The organism is Mesorhizobium captivum (assembly GCF_033977165.1).
GTDB lineage: Bacteria > Pseudomonadota > Alphaproteobacteria > Rhizobiales > Rhizobiaceae > Mesorhizobium > Mesorhizobium captivum.
Genome location: NZ_JAVIJB010000038.1, coordinates 1 through 15,643 on the forward strand (window position 1 = coordinate 1; position 15,643 = coordinate 15,643).

General features: G+C 63.5%; 20 protein-coding genes. 12 read left to right on the forward strand and 8 right to left on the reverse strand.

The annotated features are described in order from the left end of the window. Window positions 1-115 precede the first annotated feature (115 nt). Window positions 116-589, reverse strand: a complete 474-nt coding sequence (greA, locus tag RFM40_RS25850; RefSeq protein WP_126088090.1) for a transcription elongation factor GreA — start codon at window positions 587-589, stop codon at window positions 116-118. 265 nt (window positions 590-854) lie between these two features. After that, on the reverse strand, window positions 855-1,391 hold the full coding sequence (locus RFM40_RS25855) for a tetratricopeptide repeat protein (RefSeq protein WP_320229191.1): 537 nt from the start codon (window positions 1,389-1,391) through the stop codon (window positions 855-857). A gap of 181 nt (window positions 1,392-1,572) precedes the next feature. Here RFM40_RS25855 and RFM40_RS25860 point away from each other — a divergent pair, with 181 nt between their 5' ends. From RFM40_RS25860 to RFM40_RS25875, 4 genes are all read left to right on the forward strand, one after another. Further along, complete coding sequence (locus RFM40_RS25860; protein ID WP_320221815.1) at window positions 1,573-1,998, forward strand: DUF3775 domain-containing protein; 426 nt, start codon at window positions 1,573-1,575, stop codon at window positions 1,996-1,998. Window positions 1,999-2,119: 121 nt separating this feature from the next. Then, complete coding sequence (locus RFM40_RS25865; RefSeq protein WP_320278548.1) at window positions 2,120-3,277, forward strand: extensin family protein; 1,158 nt, start codon at window positions 2,120-2,122, stop codon at window positions 3,275-3,277. A gap of 146 nt (window positions 3,278-3,423) precedes the next feature. Continuing rightward, entirely contained in the window at window positions 3,424-4,248 is an 825-nt protein-coding gene (locus tag RFM40_RS25870; protein WP_320229193.1) for an extensin-like domain-containing protein, read from the forward strand. Window positions 4,249-4,323: 75 nt separating this feature from the next. Next, window positions 4,324-5,031, forward strand: coding sequence for an LssY C-terminal domain-containing protein (locus RFM40_RS25875; protein ID WP_320229194.1), 708 nt, complete (start codon window positions 4,324-4,326; stop codon window positions 5,029-5,031). Window positions 5,032-5,051: 20 nt separating this feature from the next. Here RFM40_RS25875 and RFM40_RS25880 read toward each other — a convergent pair whose 3' ends face one another. Next, window positions 5,052-5,999: a zinc-dependent alcohol dehydrogenase family protein gene (locus RFM40_RS25880; protein WP_320229195.1), complete on the reverse strand. Its 948-nt coding sequence runs from the start codon at window positions 5,997-5,999 to the stop codon at window positions 5,052-5,054. Between the two features lie 197 nt (window positions 6,000-6,196). Here RFM40_RS25880 and RFM40_RS25885 point away from each other — a divergent pair, with 197 nt between their 5' ends. The 3 genes from RFM40_RS25885 (at window position 6,197) to RFM40_RS25895 (ending at window position 8,515) form a co-directional block, all read left to right on the forward strand. Beyond that, window positions 6,197-6,604: a LysR family transcriptional regulator gene (locus RFM40_RS25885; RefSeq protein WP_320229196.1), complete on the forward strand. Its 408-nt coding sequence runs from the start codon at window positions 6,197-6,199 to the stop codon at window positions 6,602-6,604. Continuing rightward, window positions 6,562-7,110, forward strand: a complete 549-nt coding sequence (locus tag RFM40_RS25890) for a LysR substrate-binding domain-containing protein (protein WP_320229197.1) — start codon at window positions 6,562-6,564, stop codon at window positions 7,108-7,110. Before RFM40_RS25885 ends, RFM40_RS25890 begins: the two co-directional genes overlap by 43 nt. Before the next feature lie 91 nt (window positions 7,111-7,201). Continuing rightward, window positions 7,202-8,515 carry a hemolysin family protein gene (locus RFM40_RS25895; protein WP_320229198.1) on the forward strand — a complete coding sequence of 438 codons (1,314 nt, stop codon included), beginning with the start codon at window positions 7,202-7,204 and terminating at the stop codon, window positions 8,513-8,515. Between the two features lie 108 nt (window positions 8,516-8,623). Here RFM40_RS25895 and RFM40_RS25900 read toward each other — a convergent pair whose 3' ends face one another. Together RFM40_RS25900 and RFM40_RS25905 are read right to left on the reverse strand one after the other, a co-directional pair. Then, window positions 8,624-8,839, reverse strand: a complete 216-nt coding sequence (locus RFM40_RS25900) for a zinc-binding dehydrogenase (protein ID WP_320229199.1) — start codon at window positions 8,837-8,839, stop codon at window positions 8,624-8,626. Window positions 8,840-8,880: 41 nt separating this feature from the next. Then, complete coding sequence (locus RFM40_RS25905; RefSeq protein WP_320229258.1) at window positions 8,881-9,564, reverse strand: TetR/AcrR family transcriptional regulator; 684 nt, start codon at window positions 9,562-9,564, stop codon at window positions 8,881-8,883. A gap of 142 nt (window positions 9,565-9,706) precedes the next feature. Here RFM40_RS25905 and RFM40_RS25910 point away from each other — a divergent pair, with 142 nt between their 5' ends. The 3 genes from RFM40_RS25910 to RFM40_RS25920 are packed head-to-tail and all read left to right on the forward strand — an operon-like array spanning window position 9,707 to window position 12,630. Further along, window positions 9,707-10,714: an efflux RND transporter periplasmic adaptor subunit gene (locus tag RFM40_RS25910; RefSeq protein ID WP_320229200.1), complete on the forward strand. Its 1,008-nt coding sequence runs from the start codon at window positions 9,707-9,709 to the stop codon at window positions 10,712-10,714. A gap of 6 nt (window positions 10,715-10,720) precedes the next feature. Next, complete coding sequence (locus tag RFM40_RS25915) at window positions 10,721-11,962, forward strand: ABC transporter permease (RefSeq protein ID WP_320229201.1); 1,242 nt, start codon at window positions 10,721-10,723, stop codon at window positions 11,960-11,962. Beyond that, complete coding sequence (locus tag RFM40_RS25920) at window positions 11,959-12,630, forward strand: ABC transporter ATP-binding protein (protein WP_320229202.1); 672 nt, start codon at window positions 11,959-11,961, stop codon at window positions 12,628-12,630. The genes RFM40_RS25915 and RFM40_RS25920 overlap by 4 nt, the downstream gene beginning before the upstream one ends. 211 nt (window positions 12,631-12,841) lie before the next feature. Here the strand turns inward: RFM40_RS25920 and RFM40_RS25925 are convergent, their stop codons facing one another. Then, the gene (locus RFM40_RS25925) at window positions 12,842-13,447 is read right to left on the reverse strand and encodes an NADPH-dependent FMN reductase (RefSeq protein WP_320229203.1); all 606 of its coding nucleotides are present in this window, start codon (window positions 13,445-13,447) and stop codon (window positions 12,842-12,844) included. A gap of 89 nt (window positions 13,448-13,536) precedes the next feature. Between RFM40_RS25925 and RFM40_RS25930 the strand changes: the two genes are divergently transcribed. Beyond that, the gene (locus RFM40_RS25930; RefSeq protein ID WP_320229204.1) at window positions 13,537-13,905 is read left to right on the forward strand and encodes a winged helix-turn-helix transcriptional regulator; all 369 of its coding nucleotides are present in this window, start codon (window positions 13,537-13,539) and stop codon (window positions 13,903-13,905) included. Between the two features lie 159 nt (window positions 13,906-14,064). Here the strand turns inward: RFM40_RS25930 and RFM40_RS25935 are convergent, their stop codons facing one another. Together RFM40_RS25935 and RFM40_RS25940 are read right to left on the reverse strand one after the other, a co-directional pair. Then, window positions 14,065-14,268 (reverse strand): hypothetical protein, encoded by a 204-nt coding sequence (locus RFM40_RS25935; RefSeq protein WP_126098809.1) that lies wholly within the window; start codon window positions 14,266-14,268, stop codon window positions 14,065-14,067. Between the two features lie 115 nt (window positions 14,269-14,383). Further along, a complete protein-coding gene (locus RFM40_RS25940; protein WP_320278549.1) occupies window positions 14,384-14,779 on the reverse strand; it encodes an acyl-CoA thioesterase in 396 nt (131 codons plus the stop codon). A 163-nt stretch (window positions 14,780-14,942) separates the two neighbouring features. On the opposite strand from RFM40_RS25940, the gene RFM40_RS25945 reads away from it, so the two are divergent. Then, window positions 14,943-15,509, forward strand: a complete 567-nt coding sequence (locus tag RFM40_RS25945; RefSeq protein WP_320229207.1) for a GNAT family N-acetyltransferase — start codon at window positions 14,943-14,945, stop codon at window positions 15,507-15,509. Window positions 15,510-15,643: the final 134 nt, after the last annotated feature.

Here is a 15,643-nt window from a genome sequence, read left to right on the forward strand (position 1 = left end):
TCGATGAAAGTGTCCCTTCTCCCCGTTCACGGGGAGAAGATGGCGGCAGCCAGATGAGGGGCGGCGCAACCGCTGGAAAGGGTAGCTGGAAGGCGAAAATTCCGCGCTCAAGCGCCTAAATAAACTGAACCTGGACGATCTCATACCCCCGCGCGCCGCCCGGAGCGTTGACCTCGATGGCGTCGCCAACTTCCTTGCCGATCAGCGCGCGCGCGATCGGCGAGGAGATCGAGATACGGCCGGACTTCACGTCCGCCTCCTGGTCGCCGACGATCTGATAGGTCTTCTTTTCTTCGGTGTCCTCGTCGACCAAAACGACGGTCGCGCCGAACTTCACCTTGTCGCCGCTCAGCTTCGAGACGTCGATCACCTCGGCGCGAGCGATCAGGTCCTCGAGCTCGTTGACGCGGCCCTCATTGTGGCTCTGCGACTCTTTGGCGGCGTGGTATTCGGCATTTTCAGACAGGTCGCCATGCGAGCGGGCTTCGGAGATCGCCTCGATGATGCGTGGACGCTCTTCCTGCTGGCGCCAGCGCAGCTCTTCCTTCAATGACGCGAACCCCTCGCCTGTCATCGGAACCTTGATCATGATGCCTGACCTTTCCTGCCGCCACCCCCGCTTTTCGGGAACAGCCTTGTCAACGGGTACAAAAAGAAAACGGTCCGGCAGCCTCGGGCTAACGGAACCGTCTCACCACAATTTCCCCGAATATAGCAATCTTCGCGCGATTTTCACGCCCAAAAATGAAGTTCGGCAAAATGATCACTGCTTTCGCTTGATCGCCTGGCGGTGAATGCGGCAGCAGCGAGAAACCGGCTGCGAATGCTCGCAGCCGGTTTTGAGAAGCCGGTGGTCAGCTCCTCAGGAAATGATCGATCTGCTCTGACAACATGCCGTATTCGCGCGAGCCCTTGCCGGTTCGCTTCTCGATCTCGATCAACTGCTGTTGCGCGCCGGCAAGATCGCCGATCTGCAGATGCGCCTCGCCGAGATACTCGCGCACCAGCGTGTAGTTCGGGTCGATGCGCAGCGCTTCCTCGTAGTAGCCGAGGCCGACCGTGACGCGGCCGGAATGGCGATGCGAATAGCCGAGATAGTTGAGGATGCGCGGATCCTGCTTGTTGGCGGCGAGCGTCAGCACCGAGATCGCCTCGTCATAGCGCCCGGCCATCGCCAGATCGTGGCCAGCTTCGTAGATGCTGTCGTCATCCAGCATGCCATATTGCGGCGTTACGCATTTCTTCTTCTTCTTGTCCCAGACCTGGCCCTTCTTGCATTGGCTGGTTGTCTGGCCGCCGCTACTGCCGCCTTCACCTGCGGCGAATGCGGGCGCCGCGAACAGCGGCAGGGCAGCAACAGCCATGATCTGGATAAGCAAACGTCTGCGCATCGAAGCCTCCGTGAGCGTGACAATGGCAGATTAACGCGGCCTCTGTGCCGTTTCATCCCGAAAAGCCGGCGGCAGCCAAACTATTTGGACGTCCGGGCGCGTTTCCGTTCCTTGCGAACGGACGTGACGCGGGCCGCAAATCCGCTATCATCGGCCGAGCGCATCACCCGGAGAAAGGCCAGTGCAGCAGCGCCTCGAACAGGAATGGGAGCTTTCGATCGACCCGGACACGGTGCGCCTGTTTATCCTCAAGGCCAAGGCGCTGAGTGCCGCCGTCAACGAGGATTACGACGACGGCGCCGAGCATGAGGTCGAGTTCGACGGCGACACGCACGACAGCCATCATCACGACGGCCTGGTGGAAGAAGCCTCGGAAGACCTCACCGAGGAGGAATTCCGTGAGCTGATCAACGATCTCAATGTCGATGAAGCGGCCGAGCTCGTCGCGCTGGCCTGGATCGGTCGTGGCGACTACGAGGCTTCCGAATGGATCGACGCGGTGGCCGCGGCGCGCGAGCGCGCCAACAAGCGCACTGCCAAATACCTGCTCGGCCTGCCGCAACTCGCCGACTGGCTGGAGGACGGCCTGGAGGCGATCGGCGCGTAACGGCCCGGTAACCGATTTTGATCGCAACGCTGCTGCCGCCAAGGCAACTTTGCCTTGGCGGCGCCGTTTCCGGCCGATGGCAATGCTGAGCTTTTCCGGATTTTGCAGACTGGCGCTGCCCTTGGCGGCGGCGACCTTGCTGATCACGCCGGCCGATGCCAAGCATCGTCACAGGCAGCCGCTGACACCGCGTATGGAGCAGCCGTTGACGCAGCGGGCCGATCAGCCACTGAGGCCGAAGAGTAAGCACCGCGTGAGATCGCGGGGCAAGCGGCAGATCGCACCAAAGCAGACGCAGCAGCAAACGCAGGACCAGCCGACCTCGCCGGCCAATGTTCCGGTACCAGAGCCCCGTCCCGCGGAAGCGCAAAAGGACGACGCCGCAACGATGGAAGAGCGAAACGCTGCCGGTCCAAAGGACGCTGACGCATCCGCCCGCTTCAAGCAAGAAAAGCCTCGTCAGGGAAAGCGAGGGCGACCAGAGCCTTCAGCCCCGGAGCCATCAATCGATATGGAAAGCGAACCTGAGGCGCCGGCCGCGGTGCCGATTCCGACACAAAGACCCGACACCGCGGCACCGGAGGGTAAGCCGCCCGCTGTCGCCCCCACGCCCCCGGAAAAGCCGGCCGAACTGGAACCGGAGCCGCCTGCCGCGGCTCCGCTGCCGCCGGAGAAACCTGCTGAGGAGAAAATCCCTGCCGATCCACGGTCGGCCGAGGTTCCGGCCGAAAAGATGCCCGAAAGCGAAACCGCCTGTCGCGAGCGGCTGAAGGCACTCGGCGTCGAATTCGAGGAACACAAGGCTGAGCACGATGCCAAGATCGGCTGCTCGATCCCCTACCCCATCATCCTGAAAACGCTTGGAAAATCGATCAGCATCGGTTCCGGCACCGAGCTCAACTGCCGAATGGCCGAGGCTGCAGCGCGCTTTGCCGCGGATGTCGTCCGGCCGGCGGTGAAGGCCGAATTCGGCGCCGATCTCAAGGTGATCAACCAGGCATCTGCCTATGTCTGCCGCCCGCGCCACGGCGGCGGCAAGCTGTCGGAACACGCTTTCGGCAACGCGTTGGACATCGCTTCCTTCACCCTGTCGGACGGCAGGACGATCGGCATCGGCCCCGCGCCGCCCGAAAAGGACGGAAAGTTCCTGAATACGGTGCGCAAAGCCGCCTGTGGGCCGTTCAAGACCGTGCTAGGCCCCGGCAGCGACCCCGACCATGCACTGCACTTCCACTTCGACCTCGAGCCGCGCCGCAACGGCGGGACTTTCTGTCAGTGAGCCTGCCCCCGGGTCCGGATAAGATCATGTTCAGGCGGAAATAAAGAACAATGCCGCAATTCGGCCCTAGGCGTGAACACCGGCGCTGATCTTTCCTTTACTCTTCCTCACTAGACTTGTGCCATCCGGGGACAGGATGCCTTTCGATGGCCAGAAGATTTGGCGCCACGCTTTCCATGGCGCGGCAGAACAACCGTGCGCGCATTGTTGTCATGAGGCTGGCCACGGGGCTCGCCATTGCGGCCGTATCGGCCTGCAACACCGGCGATGTCTTCTCGCTGCAGCCTGCCGTCGATGTCGGCGGCCAGACCGCCGCCGTGCCGGAGGCGCCGCAATATTCCGGCATGCAGCGGCTCGTCCCGTCCAATCCCTATATGACCTCGGTCGCTTATCCGCGCATGGATGAGCCGATGTCGCCGGTCGAGCAGATGCCGGCCAGCGAGATCGACTGCCGCAATGAGCTGAAACGCATGGGTGTCGTCTACACGGACATCCAGCCGATCCATGAAGGCCAGTGCGGCATCGATTTTCCGGTGAAGGTTTCGGCCATTGGCAGCGTCGAGATGAGGCCGGCAGCGACGCTCACCTGCAACATGGCAGCGACCTTCGCCGCCTGGACCAGGAACGAGCTGGTGCCGGCCGCCCGCTGGCGCTATTTCTCCGGCGTCAAGACCATCCATCAAGGCTCGAGCTACTCCTGCCGCAACATCGCTGGCGAAGGTGTCCTGTCGGAACACGGCAAAGGCAACGCACTCGATGTCATGAGCATCGAGCTTAACAATGGCGACGACATCGATGTCCGCAAGCCTGGCCTGTTCGCTTTCCGCACCCGCGGCTTCTTGAACAATGTGCGCGCCGACGGCTGCCAGTATTTCAACACGGTGCTCGGCCCGGGCTACAATTACGACCACCGCAACCACTTCCACTTCGACGTCAAGAACCGCAGGAGCGGATATCGCGCCTGCCGCTGAGGCGGCGCAACCCTACTGCCCAATCCACGCGACACCGCATAGAGTGGCCGCGAACGCGTTCAGGAGTGGTTTCTCTTGGGTGAGCGAAGCGTTAGGCGGCGCGCGGCGATCTGGCTGGCGGCTTTCTGCGCCTTCTATCTGGCATTCGCCTATCTCGCCGCGCCGGAATTCTGGACCTGGCGGGAGCGCGGCTTCCGCACGCAGCGCCTCGAGATGGTGACGCACACGCCGCAGGGCATTCCGGGCGACCCGATCAATGTCGGCCTTGTCGGCACCGAAAAGGAGGTCGTCCATGCCTTTGCCGTCGCCGGCTGGGACACGGCCGACGCCGTCACGCTGAGGACCGCGATCGATATCGGCGAAAGTGTCTTGTTTTCCCGTCCCTATCCCGATGCCCCGATGAGCCGCTTGCTGTTCGAAGGCCGCGCCCAGGACTTCGCCTTCGAAAAGCCGGTCGGCGACAGCGCCGACCGGCGCCACCATGTCCGCTTCTGGCAGACAAACACGGTCGGCGATGACGGCCGCCCGCTCTGGCTGGGCGCCGCGAGCTTCGACCGCGGCGTCGGCCTCAGCCACGACACCGGCGCCATCACCCACCATATCGGCCCCGACATCGACGCCGAGCGCAACTTCCTGATCGGCGACCTCAGCGCGGCCGGCCTGCTGACCGCGACCACCGAGATACCGGGGATCGGCGCCACGAAAAGCGGCAGGAATGGCGGCGGCGATCCTTATTTCACCGACGGCATGGCGATGATCGGCGTATTGAAGATGCTGCCGTGAGGAGGTGACGCCGGTGCGGATCAGGTCGCGGTGATGACGATCTTGCCGAACGGCCCCTTCTCCAAATGCCCGAACGCCTGCGGCACGTCATTGAAGCCATAGACCTTCTCGATGACCGGCTTGATGCCGAGCGCTTCGATCGCCCGGTTCATGCGCTCGAAACTGCGGCGATGGCCGATGGAGATGCCTTGCACGACGATGCGGTTGCGCATGAACGGCAGGACCGGAAAGCTGATCTCAGTCGCGCCGAGCAGGCCGATGATCGACAGCCGGCCGTCGGCGGCAAGCGCGTTGAGCGACTGCCGCGCATTGTCGCCGCCGACCATTTCCAGGATGTGGTTCACGCCCAGCCCGTCCGTCAGGTCGCGGGCTGCCTCGTCCCAGGCCGGCTGCGTGCGATAGTTGATCACCTGCCAGGCGCCGAGATCCTTGGCGCGCTCGAGCTTTTCGTCGCTGCTCGAGGTGACGATGGCGCGCAGGCCGAACGCCGCGGCGAACTGCAGCGCAAACAGCGAGACACCGCCCGTGCCCTGGATCAGGATGGTCTGGCCCGGCACAGGCCTCGTCGCTTCGGCCATCGCGAACCAGGCCGTCAGCGCCGCGATCGGCAGCGTCGCCGCCTCGATATCGCTGAGCGATGGCGGCGCGAGCACGGCGGCGTCCTCGCAGAAGACGACATGCTCGGAAAGCATGCCCGAAACCGAGGAGCCCAGCGTGTGCTTATGGAGCACCGGCGGCGCATCGCCGTCCGGCCAGTCGGCGATCACCTGGCCGAGCACGCGCTGCCCGACCTGGAACCGGCTGACCGCGCTGCCGACAGCAACGACCTCGCCCACGGCATCGGAAGTCGGCACAAAAGGGAAGGAAAGATCGGGGATCAGCATGCCATCAACGATCAACTTGTCCTTGTAGTTCAGCGAGACGGCTTTCGTGCGCACGAGAAGCTCGTGCGGGCCTGGCTCAGGCATCCTGTCTCTCACCGGGTTCAATTTTGGCAGGCCGAACCCCGTCATCTGCCAGGACCTGTTGCCGTCGGTGCTCATACGTCGCGCGCCTCGATTGATAGCCACGCCAGACATTTATGCGATCCGACTATGGAAAAAAATGCCGAAATGAGGGACATTTGGCAACGAATTGAAGAGAAGAAGTCTACAAAGGTTGCGCCGTGGATTCGATTGACCTGCAAGGCATCGTCGCATTCGTACATGCTGTCGAAGCCGGCAGCTTCACCGGTGCCGGTGAACGGCTGCATGTGACCAAGTCTGCGATCGGCAAGTCGGTCGCGCAGCTGGAGCAGCGGCTCGGCGTTCGCCTGCTCAACCGCACCACCCGCAGCCTTAGCCCCACCAGCGAAGGCACCAGCTACTACGAAGCCTGCGTGCGGGCCCTGGCGGAAATCGAGGCCGGGCAGGCGCTGCTTGCCTCACGTCGGCAGATTCCTTCGGGCAGGCTCCGCGTCGACGTGCCGCTTGCCTTCGGCCGCAGATGCGTCGCCCCGTGCTGTTCGGCATCTCCAGCAGGTTCCCGGAAATGGCGATCGAGATTTCCTTCAACGACCGGCGCGTCGACCTGATCGAGGAAGGCATCGACCTTGCCGTCCGCATGGGCGATCTCGACGACAGCCTGTCGCTGGCGGCGCGCCGCATCTACGCCCAACGCTCGGCAATATGTGCCGCTCCCGTATATCTCGAAAAATATGGCAGGCCGCGGTCCATCGACGACCTCGTCCGCCACAGCGTCATCGGCTATGGGCGCGAGGGCGTCGTTCGTCCCTGGACCATCAGGAGCACCGACGGCCATCTGACGACTTTCGTCCCCAAGGCCAGGCTTGTCCTTGGCCACGGCGAACCGATGCTCGATGCCGCCCTTGCCGGCTGCGGCATCGCCTTTCTGCCGACCTGGCTGGCGGCTGAGAGCCTGGCGCGCGGCGAGCTCGAAATAGTCCTGTCCGACTGTCTGGTCGAAAACATCGTCGTGCACGCCGTCTGGCCGGTGACGCGAGCGCTGACGCCAAAGGCGCGGGTCGTCATCGACGCGCTCGTCGAACATTTTTCGACACCACCTTGGGATGCCGCCTGAACAATCCGCCTGTCATGGTCCGAAATTGTCATGCTTCAAAAATAATGGCGGACTATTTTCGAATGCACTGCGGCAATGCTATTGACCGCCCATGCTTTATGTTGAAATCGCCGTCGTGGCCGTCCTCATCCTGGTGAACGGCCTTCTGGCCATGTCGGAGCTCGCCATCGTCTCGTCGCGGCCTGCCCGCCTCAAGGCGATGATCGACCGCAACGTCAGGGGTGCCGGCCGCGCGCTGGCGCTGGGCTCCAACCCCGGTAAGTTCCTGTCGTCGGTGCAGATCGGCATCACCCTGGTCGGCGTGCTGTCCGGCGCCTTTTCCGGCGCTACGCTGGGCGAGCGATTGGCGCAATATTTGGTCTCGACCGGTATCCGCGAGACCATTGCCGACCCCATCGGCGTCGGCATCGTCGTCGCGCTCATCACCTACGCCTCGCTGATCGTCGGCGAACTCGTGCCGAAGCAGATCGCGCTGAGGGATCCGGAGCGCGTCGCCGTAAGGGCGGCGCCCGCCATGACCATCCTCGCAACCGTCTCGGCGCCGCTCGTCTTCCTGCTCGATCTTTCCGGCCGCGCTGTTCTGTGGCTGCTCGGCCAGCACGGCGAGGCGGAAGAGAAGGTGACCGACGAGGAGATCAAGATGCTGGTCGCCGAGGCCGAGCATCACGGCACGATCGAATCCGACGAACGGCGCATGATCGCTGGCGTCATGCGCCTCGGCGATCGTGCCGTGCGCGCGGTGATGACGCCGCGCACCGAGGTCGACTGGATCAACCTGCAATCCGACGAGGCAGCCATCAGACGGCTCTTGATGGAGACCCAGCATTCGCGGCTGCCCGCCGGCGACGGCAATGTCGACGCCATGATCGGCGTCGTCCAGACGCGCGACGTGCTGGCGGCGATCCTCGGCGGCAGGGTGCTGGAACCGCGCCAGCACGTGCGCGAAGCACCAATCGTGCATGATCAGGCCGATGCGCTCGACGTGCTGGCGAAACTGAAGGAATCGGACGTGCCGATGGCGCTCGTCCATGACGAATACGGCCATTTCGAAGGCATCGTCACGCCGGCCGACATTTTGGAAGCGATCACCGGCGTCTTCCGCTCGGATCTCGAGGCCGGCGAGGAAGAGAACGCCGTCAAGCGCGAGGACGGCTCATGGCTGCTCGCCGGCTATATGCAGGCCGACGAGATGGCCGAAGTGCTGGGCATCGACCTGCCCGAGAACCGCGACTATGAGACTGTGGCCGGCTATGTGCTGTCGCATCTGCACCACCTGCCCACAACCGGCGAATGCGTCGACGCGCAAGGCTGGCGCTTCGAGGTGGTCGACCTCGACGGCCGCCGCATCGACAAGCTGATCGCCACCCGCCTGCCCGACGGTCACCGCCCGATCGCGAGGCGATAGACCGCGCTAGGGCAATTCCAGGAAAAGTGCGTAACGGTTTTCCGTTCGGAATTGCGTCAAAACAAAGAGATAGAGCGGTTCGCCGTTTCCGTGAAACGGTGAAACGCTCTAGGGCAGCAACACAACCTTGCCGGTCGAGCGGCGCTCCTCGATCAGGCGGTGAGCTTCGCCGGCCTGATCGAGCGCAAAGCGGCCGCCGATTGTCACCCGCAGTTGGCCACTCGCCGCCAGTTCGAAAACTTCGGACAGGCTCGCCCTCTGCATGTCGGGACACAAAAGCGGCAGCAGCGCGAAGCCCTTGAGCGATTGGTTGCGGCCGATCACGCGTCCACGCGGTCTTCCTGAACCGCTCTGCGCGCCGGCACTCATGACTGCGCCCCCAGGAATGCTCGGGCGAAACCAGGCTCAACTGCTTCGATCGTCCCATCGGGCAGCTTGAGCAGGCGGTCAACCGCGATGCCGTAGATCCGCAGCCGCTCCTCGAGCAGGTGCGCGGCTTCCTCGAGGTCGCCCCCTTCGGCCTGGCGCAGCGCACGGTGCATCACGTCCCGGAAGATCAGCCTGATCTGCAGGAGCATGTCGGCGAAGGCAATCGGATCGGGCACCTTGAAGGCGCCCTCCTCGCTCCCCTTCCTCAGGAGGTTTGCGATCATCGGCAAGGCGAGCTCCCTGGCGGTCTCGTCGATCCTGTGGAAGAGCACGACGTTTTCCGGGCGAAAGACCACGGCGAAAGTTTTCCGAAGCTGCGGGGCCAACTCGACGTTGAGCCGCTGCGATCCGGAAAAAAGCGCGTTGAGGCGGCCGATGGCATCGAGTGAAGGATCTTCCAACATAGGCTCGAGTTCGGCGAGGCTCTCGCGCGCGATCCGCGCCGCGAGCGCTTCCAGCAGTGCCTCCTTCGAGGCGAAGTAGTGATAGAACGCCCCCTTCGACAGGCCGGCCTCGCGTATGATGTCGTTGACCGTCGTGTCGTCGTAACCGCGCTGGAAGAACAGTCGCTGGGCACAGTCGAGAAGCTCGGCAGAGCGTACTTCCGGCGACTTTATCACTCTGGCCAATTCGGTTCCCTCGGACGTTACTGAAAGCGTGATCGACAGGCAGGAACGCCGGCCCTGTCAATACGTTTTCAAATATAATAGACCGACGGTCGGTCTAATGCTATAGGTCCCGCCCTTGAAAGAGGAGCGCTCGATGCGCTTTAGACGCTGGATTGCAGGCATTGTCGTGGCTTCGGCGGCTGCGACCGCCGCGACTTGGTATCTGCTGCAGCCGACGCCCGTCTCGGTGGTGACGGCCAGGCGCGGCGACGCGGCGGAGATCGTCTACGCCAGCGGCTCGGTAGAGCCGAAGACCTGGGCAAAGGTGGCGCCCGTGGTCCGCGAGAGAATTGTCGAGCGGTGCGACTGCGAGGATTCGCGGGTCGAGCGCGGCGACGTGCTTGCCCGGCTCGACGATAGCGAGGTCAAGGCCGCGCTCGGTGAGCTCGAGGCGCGGCGGGCTCTGGCCGAACAGGAATTCCAGCGCCAGACGGTGCTCGCGGAGAAAAACGCTGCGAGCCAGCAGGCGCTCGATCAGGCGCGCAGCGAGCTGTCTCAGATCGAGGCGCTGATCGCCGCGCAGAAAGCGCGCCTCGAAACTTATATATTGCGCGCGCCGAGCCCGGGCGTCGTGCTGAGGGAGGACGGCGAGGTCGGCGAGGTCGCTGAACTCGGCACCATACTGTTCTGGATCGGCGAACCGCGGCCGCTGCTCGCGGTCGCTGAGGTCAACGAAGAGGATATTCCGCGCGTCGAGGTCGGCCAGCGGACGCTGCTGAGGGCCGACGCGTTCCCCGGCCGGAACCTGGAAGCGGTCGTCGACCGGATCACGCCCAAGGGCGATCCGGTGGCGAAGACATATCGGGTATACTTCCGCCTGCCGGACGACACGCCGCTCAGGATCGGCATGTCGACCGATGTCAACATCGTCACCCGCGTGGCCAGGAACGCGCTGCTGGTTCCCTCCGCCGCGGTTCAGGGAAACGATGTCGCCGTGGTCGAAGGCGACAGGGCATACAAGCGCGAGATCCGCGCCGGTATTCGTGGCGTGAAGGGCATCGAGGTGCTGTCCGGCATCGGCGAGCAGGATCGCATCGTCTCGCCTTACCCAGCCGACCTCAAAGACGGCACGCGCGTGAAGGCCACCGAGAAAGGCATGTGAGGCGAGATGCCGCTGATCCTCGACATCGCCGTCACCCATATCGCCGGCCGCGGCCGACAGACGCTGGTGGCGTTGATCGGAGTGGCGGTCGGCGTCGGCTTCTCGGTCGCCATGGCGGCGCTGATGCAAGGCGGACAGGACGATTTCGTCAGGCAGCTCGTCGACACCATGCCGCATGTCGACATAACCGACGAGCAGCGCACGGCTCGCCGCCAGCCCGTCGAGGACCTATTCAATGCTGTCGCCATATCGGGTCTGAGGCCGCGTGACGACCGCCGGGGCATCATCAATCCGACCGAAGCGATCGCATGGCTCGAAAGCTGGATGCCTGGACGGTTCGCTGTCAGCCTCAAGACGCAGGGCGTGATCCGCTATTCAAGCCGCGAAGTGGGCGCCGCCATCATCGGCGTCGAACCAGAGCGCGAGCGCGGCGTGTCGCCGATCGTGGATGATTTCGTCGCGGGCAACTTTGCGGCGCTGGCCGCAGGCGGAAACAACGTGCTGATAGGCGACACGATGGCGAGCCGGCTCGGCGCCGGGCTCGGCGACACGATCACGGCGGTGTCGTCGGAAGGGCAGACGCGCAACGTCAAAATCACGGGCTTGTTCCACACCGGCACGACCGCGCGTGACGAGGGCGAGGCCTACGTTCTGTTGAAAAACGCGCAGATCCTTTCGGAGCGGCCGAACGCCATCAACGAGATCCGGATCAAGCTCGACGACCCGAACCGTGCACCGCTGGTGGCGCACCGCGCCGAGGCCGAGCTCGGCTACAAGGCCGTAGCGTGGCAAGAGGCCAACGAAGCGATCCTGCAGGCCTTCGTCATCCGCAACATCATCATGTACACCGTGGTCGGCGCCATCATGCTGGTCGCAGGCTTCGGCATCTTCAACATCATCTCCACCATCACCCACGAGAAGACGCGCGACATCGCGATCATGAAGTCGCTCGGCTTCCCGGAAGCGGATATGCGGCGGCTGTTCCTGCTTGAAGGCGTGGCGATCGGCGCCGGCGGCTCGGCGCTCGGCTGCGCGCTCGGCTTCGCTCTGGTCTATGCGCTGTCGCTGGTGAGCTTCAAGATCGCCGCTGCCGGCCGGGAGATGACCCATCTGCCGATCGCCTGGAGCGCGCTGCACTACATCATCGCCTCGGTCTTCGCGGTCGGCTCGGCGGCGGTGGCCGGCTTTTTGCCGGCGCGGCGGGCGGCGAGGCAAAACCCGGTCGACATCATCAGGGGCGCGACATGAGCACGCTGATCGAGACCGAGAGGCTGACCCGAATTCTACCGGAGACGGTGCCGGTGACGCTCGTCAAGGACATTTCTCTTCGGATCGACGAGAATGAATTCGTTGCCATCACCGGTCCGTCCGGCTCGGGGAAATCGTCACTGCTTTACCTGCTCGGCCTTCTCGACCGGCCGACTTCAGGTCGGCTTGCGGTCACCGGCCATGACAGCGGCCCCATGGACGAAAAGGAACGCGCCAGAACACGGCTCGAAATGATGGGCTTCGTGTTCCAGTTCCATTTTCTGTTGCCGGAGTTCACGGCGCGCGAAAACGTCGAGATCCCGATGCGTAAGCTAGGCCGGCTCGCCAGAGCCGAGATGCGCAAGCACGCCGGTGATCTGCTCGGCTCGCTTGGACTGGGCGAGTATCTCGACCGACGGCCAGATCAGTTGTCAGGTGGTCAGCGCCAGCGGGTCGCGGTGGCGCGCGCGCTCGCCAATGACCCTCCGCTTATCCTCGCCGACGAGCCGACCGGAAGCCTAGACAGCAAGAGTTCCGAGCAGGTGTTCGAAATACTGCAGAACCTGGTGCGTGAGCGCGGCAAGGCGGTGGTCGCCGTGACGCATGACCTGGACATTGCCGCTCGCATGCAACGCCGCATCCATATCGTGGACGGCAAGATCGCGTGAAGGCTGCGGCTCGCCTTTGACCATCACCTCGGCAAAGCCGAGCCCAACGACAACTCATTTGGTGAACGAGCGGGAGCGCCTTGCCGACTGCATCATCAGGCCAAGGCAGGCGGCCGCCGCTTCCGCAAATTGAAAAGGGGCGGCGCAAGCGCCACCCCTGGGAATGATCTTTGAGAGGATGATCTCGGGAGGATGATCCTCCCGCGACGGCTCAAGCCGCCTTGGCTTCAGCGTCAATCGCATCGGCAGCGCGAGCAGCCTTCAGCACCTTCGCCCACCAGGCGACGTCGTTGACGAGCGCGGCCGCCGCCTGGTTCAGATGCTCGATGTCTTCCAGCTTCTTTTCGCCCTGGCGAACCGCAAGGAAATCGCCCCAGGCGATGTGGACGGCCGACTTGACCGGCGCCATCTGCAGCTCGACGGCATGCAGCCGCAGCTGTTCGACGGCGCGCGAGCCGCCGACGCTGCCGTAGCCGACGAAACCGGCCGACTTCTTGTTCCACTCATTGGCGGCGTAGTCGATCGCGTTCTTCAGCACGGCGGTCGGGCCGTGATTGTACTCGGCGGCGGTGAAGATGAAGCCGTCGAACTCGGCGACCTTCTTTTGCCAGCGCTGCGCCACCTCGTTCTGCGACGGCGCCCAAGCGGAGGAGGCAACTTCGTCGAAGAACGGCAGCGGGAAGTCGCGCAGATCGACGACTTCGACGTCGATGTCGGCATGCGTCTTAGCGATCTTGGCGATCCACTGCGTCGGCACGTCGGCGAAGCGGGCGGCGCGCGTCGAACCGACGACGATGGCGATTTTGGGTTTGGACATTGGGCTCTCCTTGCGGGGGATTTCTGGTATCGTTTGGATACCGGCGCTATATGTGATACTGACAAAGTCGCACGCAAGGAGGAACATTTTTGTTACTGAGGCACCCGCACAACACCGAGGACTGCCGCGCCGTGTCGGAAATCCTGCAGCGGGTCGGCGACAAATGGACCGTTCTGGTGGTCGGCAAGCTGGGCGGCGGAGCGATGCGCTTCAACGAATTGCGCGCGGCCGTCGGCGGCATCTCGCAGAAGATGCTCACCACCACCTTGCGCGGTCTGGAGCGCGACGGCTTCGTCACGCGGAAAGTGTTCCCGACCATTCCGCCGCGGGTCGATTACGAGCTCACCGAGCTCGGCCACGAGCTGCTGGTGCCGGTCGGCGCGCTCGGCGAATGGGCGCGAAAGAATACCGAAAGGGTCAAGGCCGCCCGCGCAAAGTTTGATGGCACTCGGGCTTGAAAGCCTTGCACCACAAGGGATTTTAGTTTCTTGGGTGGAAGGCTTTGCCACCGAAGAAGCGCGCCCAGCTATATCTTGGAATCTTTCCGTATTGGACGCGATGTCAGCCTAACGCCTGCTCGACTCTGATGCCGAGGACCGCGTTTTAAAGACAGCCATTCAGGCTTTTGACCTGGTGCTGCCACAAGGCGTTGGATTGCAAATCGCGCGCGTCGCGCCCTGCGTCTCAACGCTCCCGTTGCCATGCAATTGGGCGGTGCGCGGAAGATCTTTTTTGACCTCGGCATAGGCCGTTATGCCGAGCAGGCAGACCAGGGCGACAAGGGCTGCCACCAGCCAGCCGTTCAGCATGTGTTGACGCATTGTCTTTCCTCCGGCGCCTGCAGAATTGGGCGTGAAGGCAACCACAGGATGTCGCGAAGCGCATTGCTCGCGCAGGCGATGTTACAAATGACCCTGGATTGGAGAATCGCCTCCGTCAGCCTTCGGCCGGAACCGGCTTCGGTTTGCCCTCGCCGTCGAGCGCCACCATGACGAAATCGGCATGGGTGACCTTCTCCATCAGGTCGGAGAGGTAGCGCTGGGCCCAGGCCTCGACCTTGAGCGTCATCGAGGTGCGGCCGACGCGCTCGACATGGGTGTAGATGCAGAGCGTGTCGCCGATCTTCATCGGCTTGGCGAAGGACATCTCCTTCACCGCCGCCGTCACCACGCGGCCCTTGGCGCGCTCGGCCGCGCGGATGCCGCAGGCAAGGTCCATCTGCGCCATCACCCAGCCGCCAAAAATGTCGCCGGCGGCATTGGCGTCCGACGGCATGGCGAGCGTCCTCAGCGTCAGATCGCCGAGCGGCGGGCCTTCCGCGTAGTGCACCATAGAGGGATCCCTCCGAGATCGATTGTGCTGATCCCGTACCGGCACTGTCCGGACACGTCAACGCGCCACCAGCCGATGAAGGCACGGCTCGAAATTCCCCAAAGGATACAGAGCGGAGGTCACAGCGCTACATTGCGCGCAGCGAATTGAGGAGGCACCTAAGATGAAGCTCACCTTTCGTCCGCTAACCCCCGATCTATGGCCTGCGCTTGAAGACCTGTTCTCCGAAAGCGCCGTCTGCAATCGCTGTTGGTGCATGTATGGGCGGATCGGCAGTTCTTACCGGAAGAGACCTGGCGAAGAAAACAAGGCAGCCTTTCGGCAAACCGTCGAGCATGGCCCGCCTCCGGGCGTCCTTGCTTTTGACGGCGGTATTGCTGTCGGGTGGTGCCGGGTGACACCGCGAGACGCCGTGCCTTGGCTTGATCGACTGTGGCAGCTCAAGCGAGTGGACGATACGCCGGTCTGGGCTTTGTCTTGCCTCTACGTGCGAAAAAGATGTCGCAGGCAGGGCATCATGTCCCACCTGATCGCAGAGGCGCGGGAGATCGCAAGGCGCGCAAATGCTCCCGCTCTCGAGGCCTATCCTTTCGATGCCGAGGTGTCGCCGAGTGCTTCCGGTGGCGGGTACGCCTCTACCTTCGCTCGCGCCGGTTTTTCGGTGGTAGCTCGCAGGACGCCAGCCCGCCCGATCATGCGTTATGATTTCAAGAACATTGCAGACGATTGATGGCCGGACGCTTTCCCAAGTGGTAAACGGTCGCTTCGGACCGGAAGTCGAAATCCCAACGAAGTGCGCGGTCGCTTTTTTCACAAGCCATGCCGGAAGCCCCGGCGACGCGGTGAGCCGGCAATGTCTAGGGT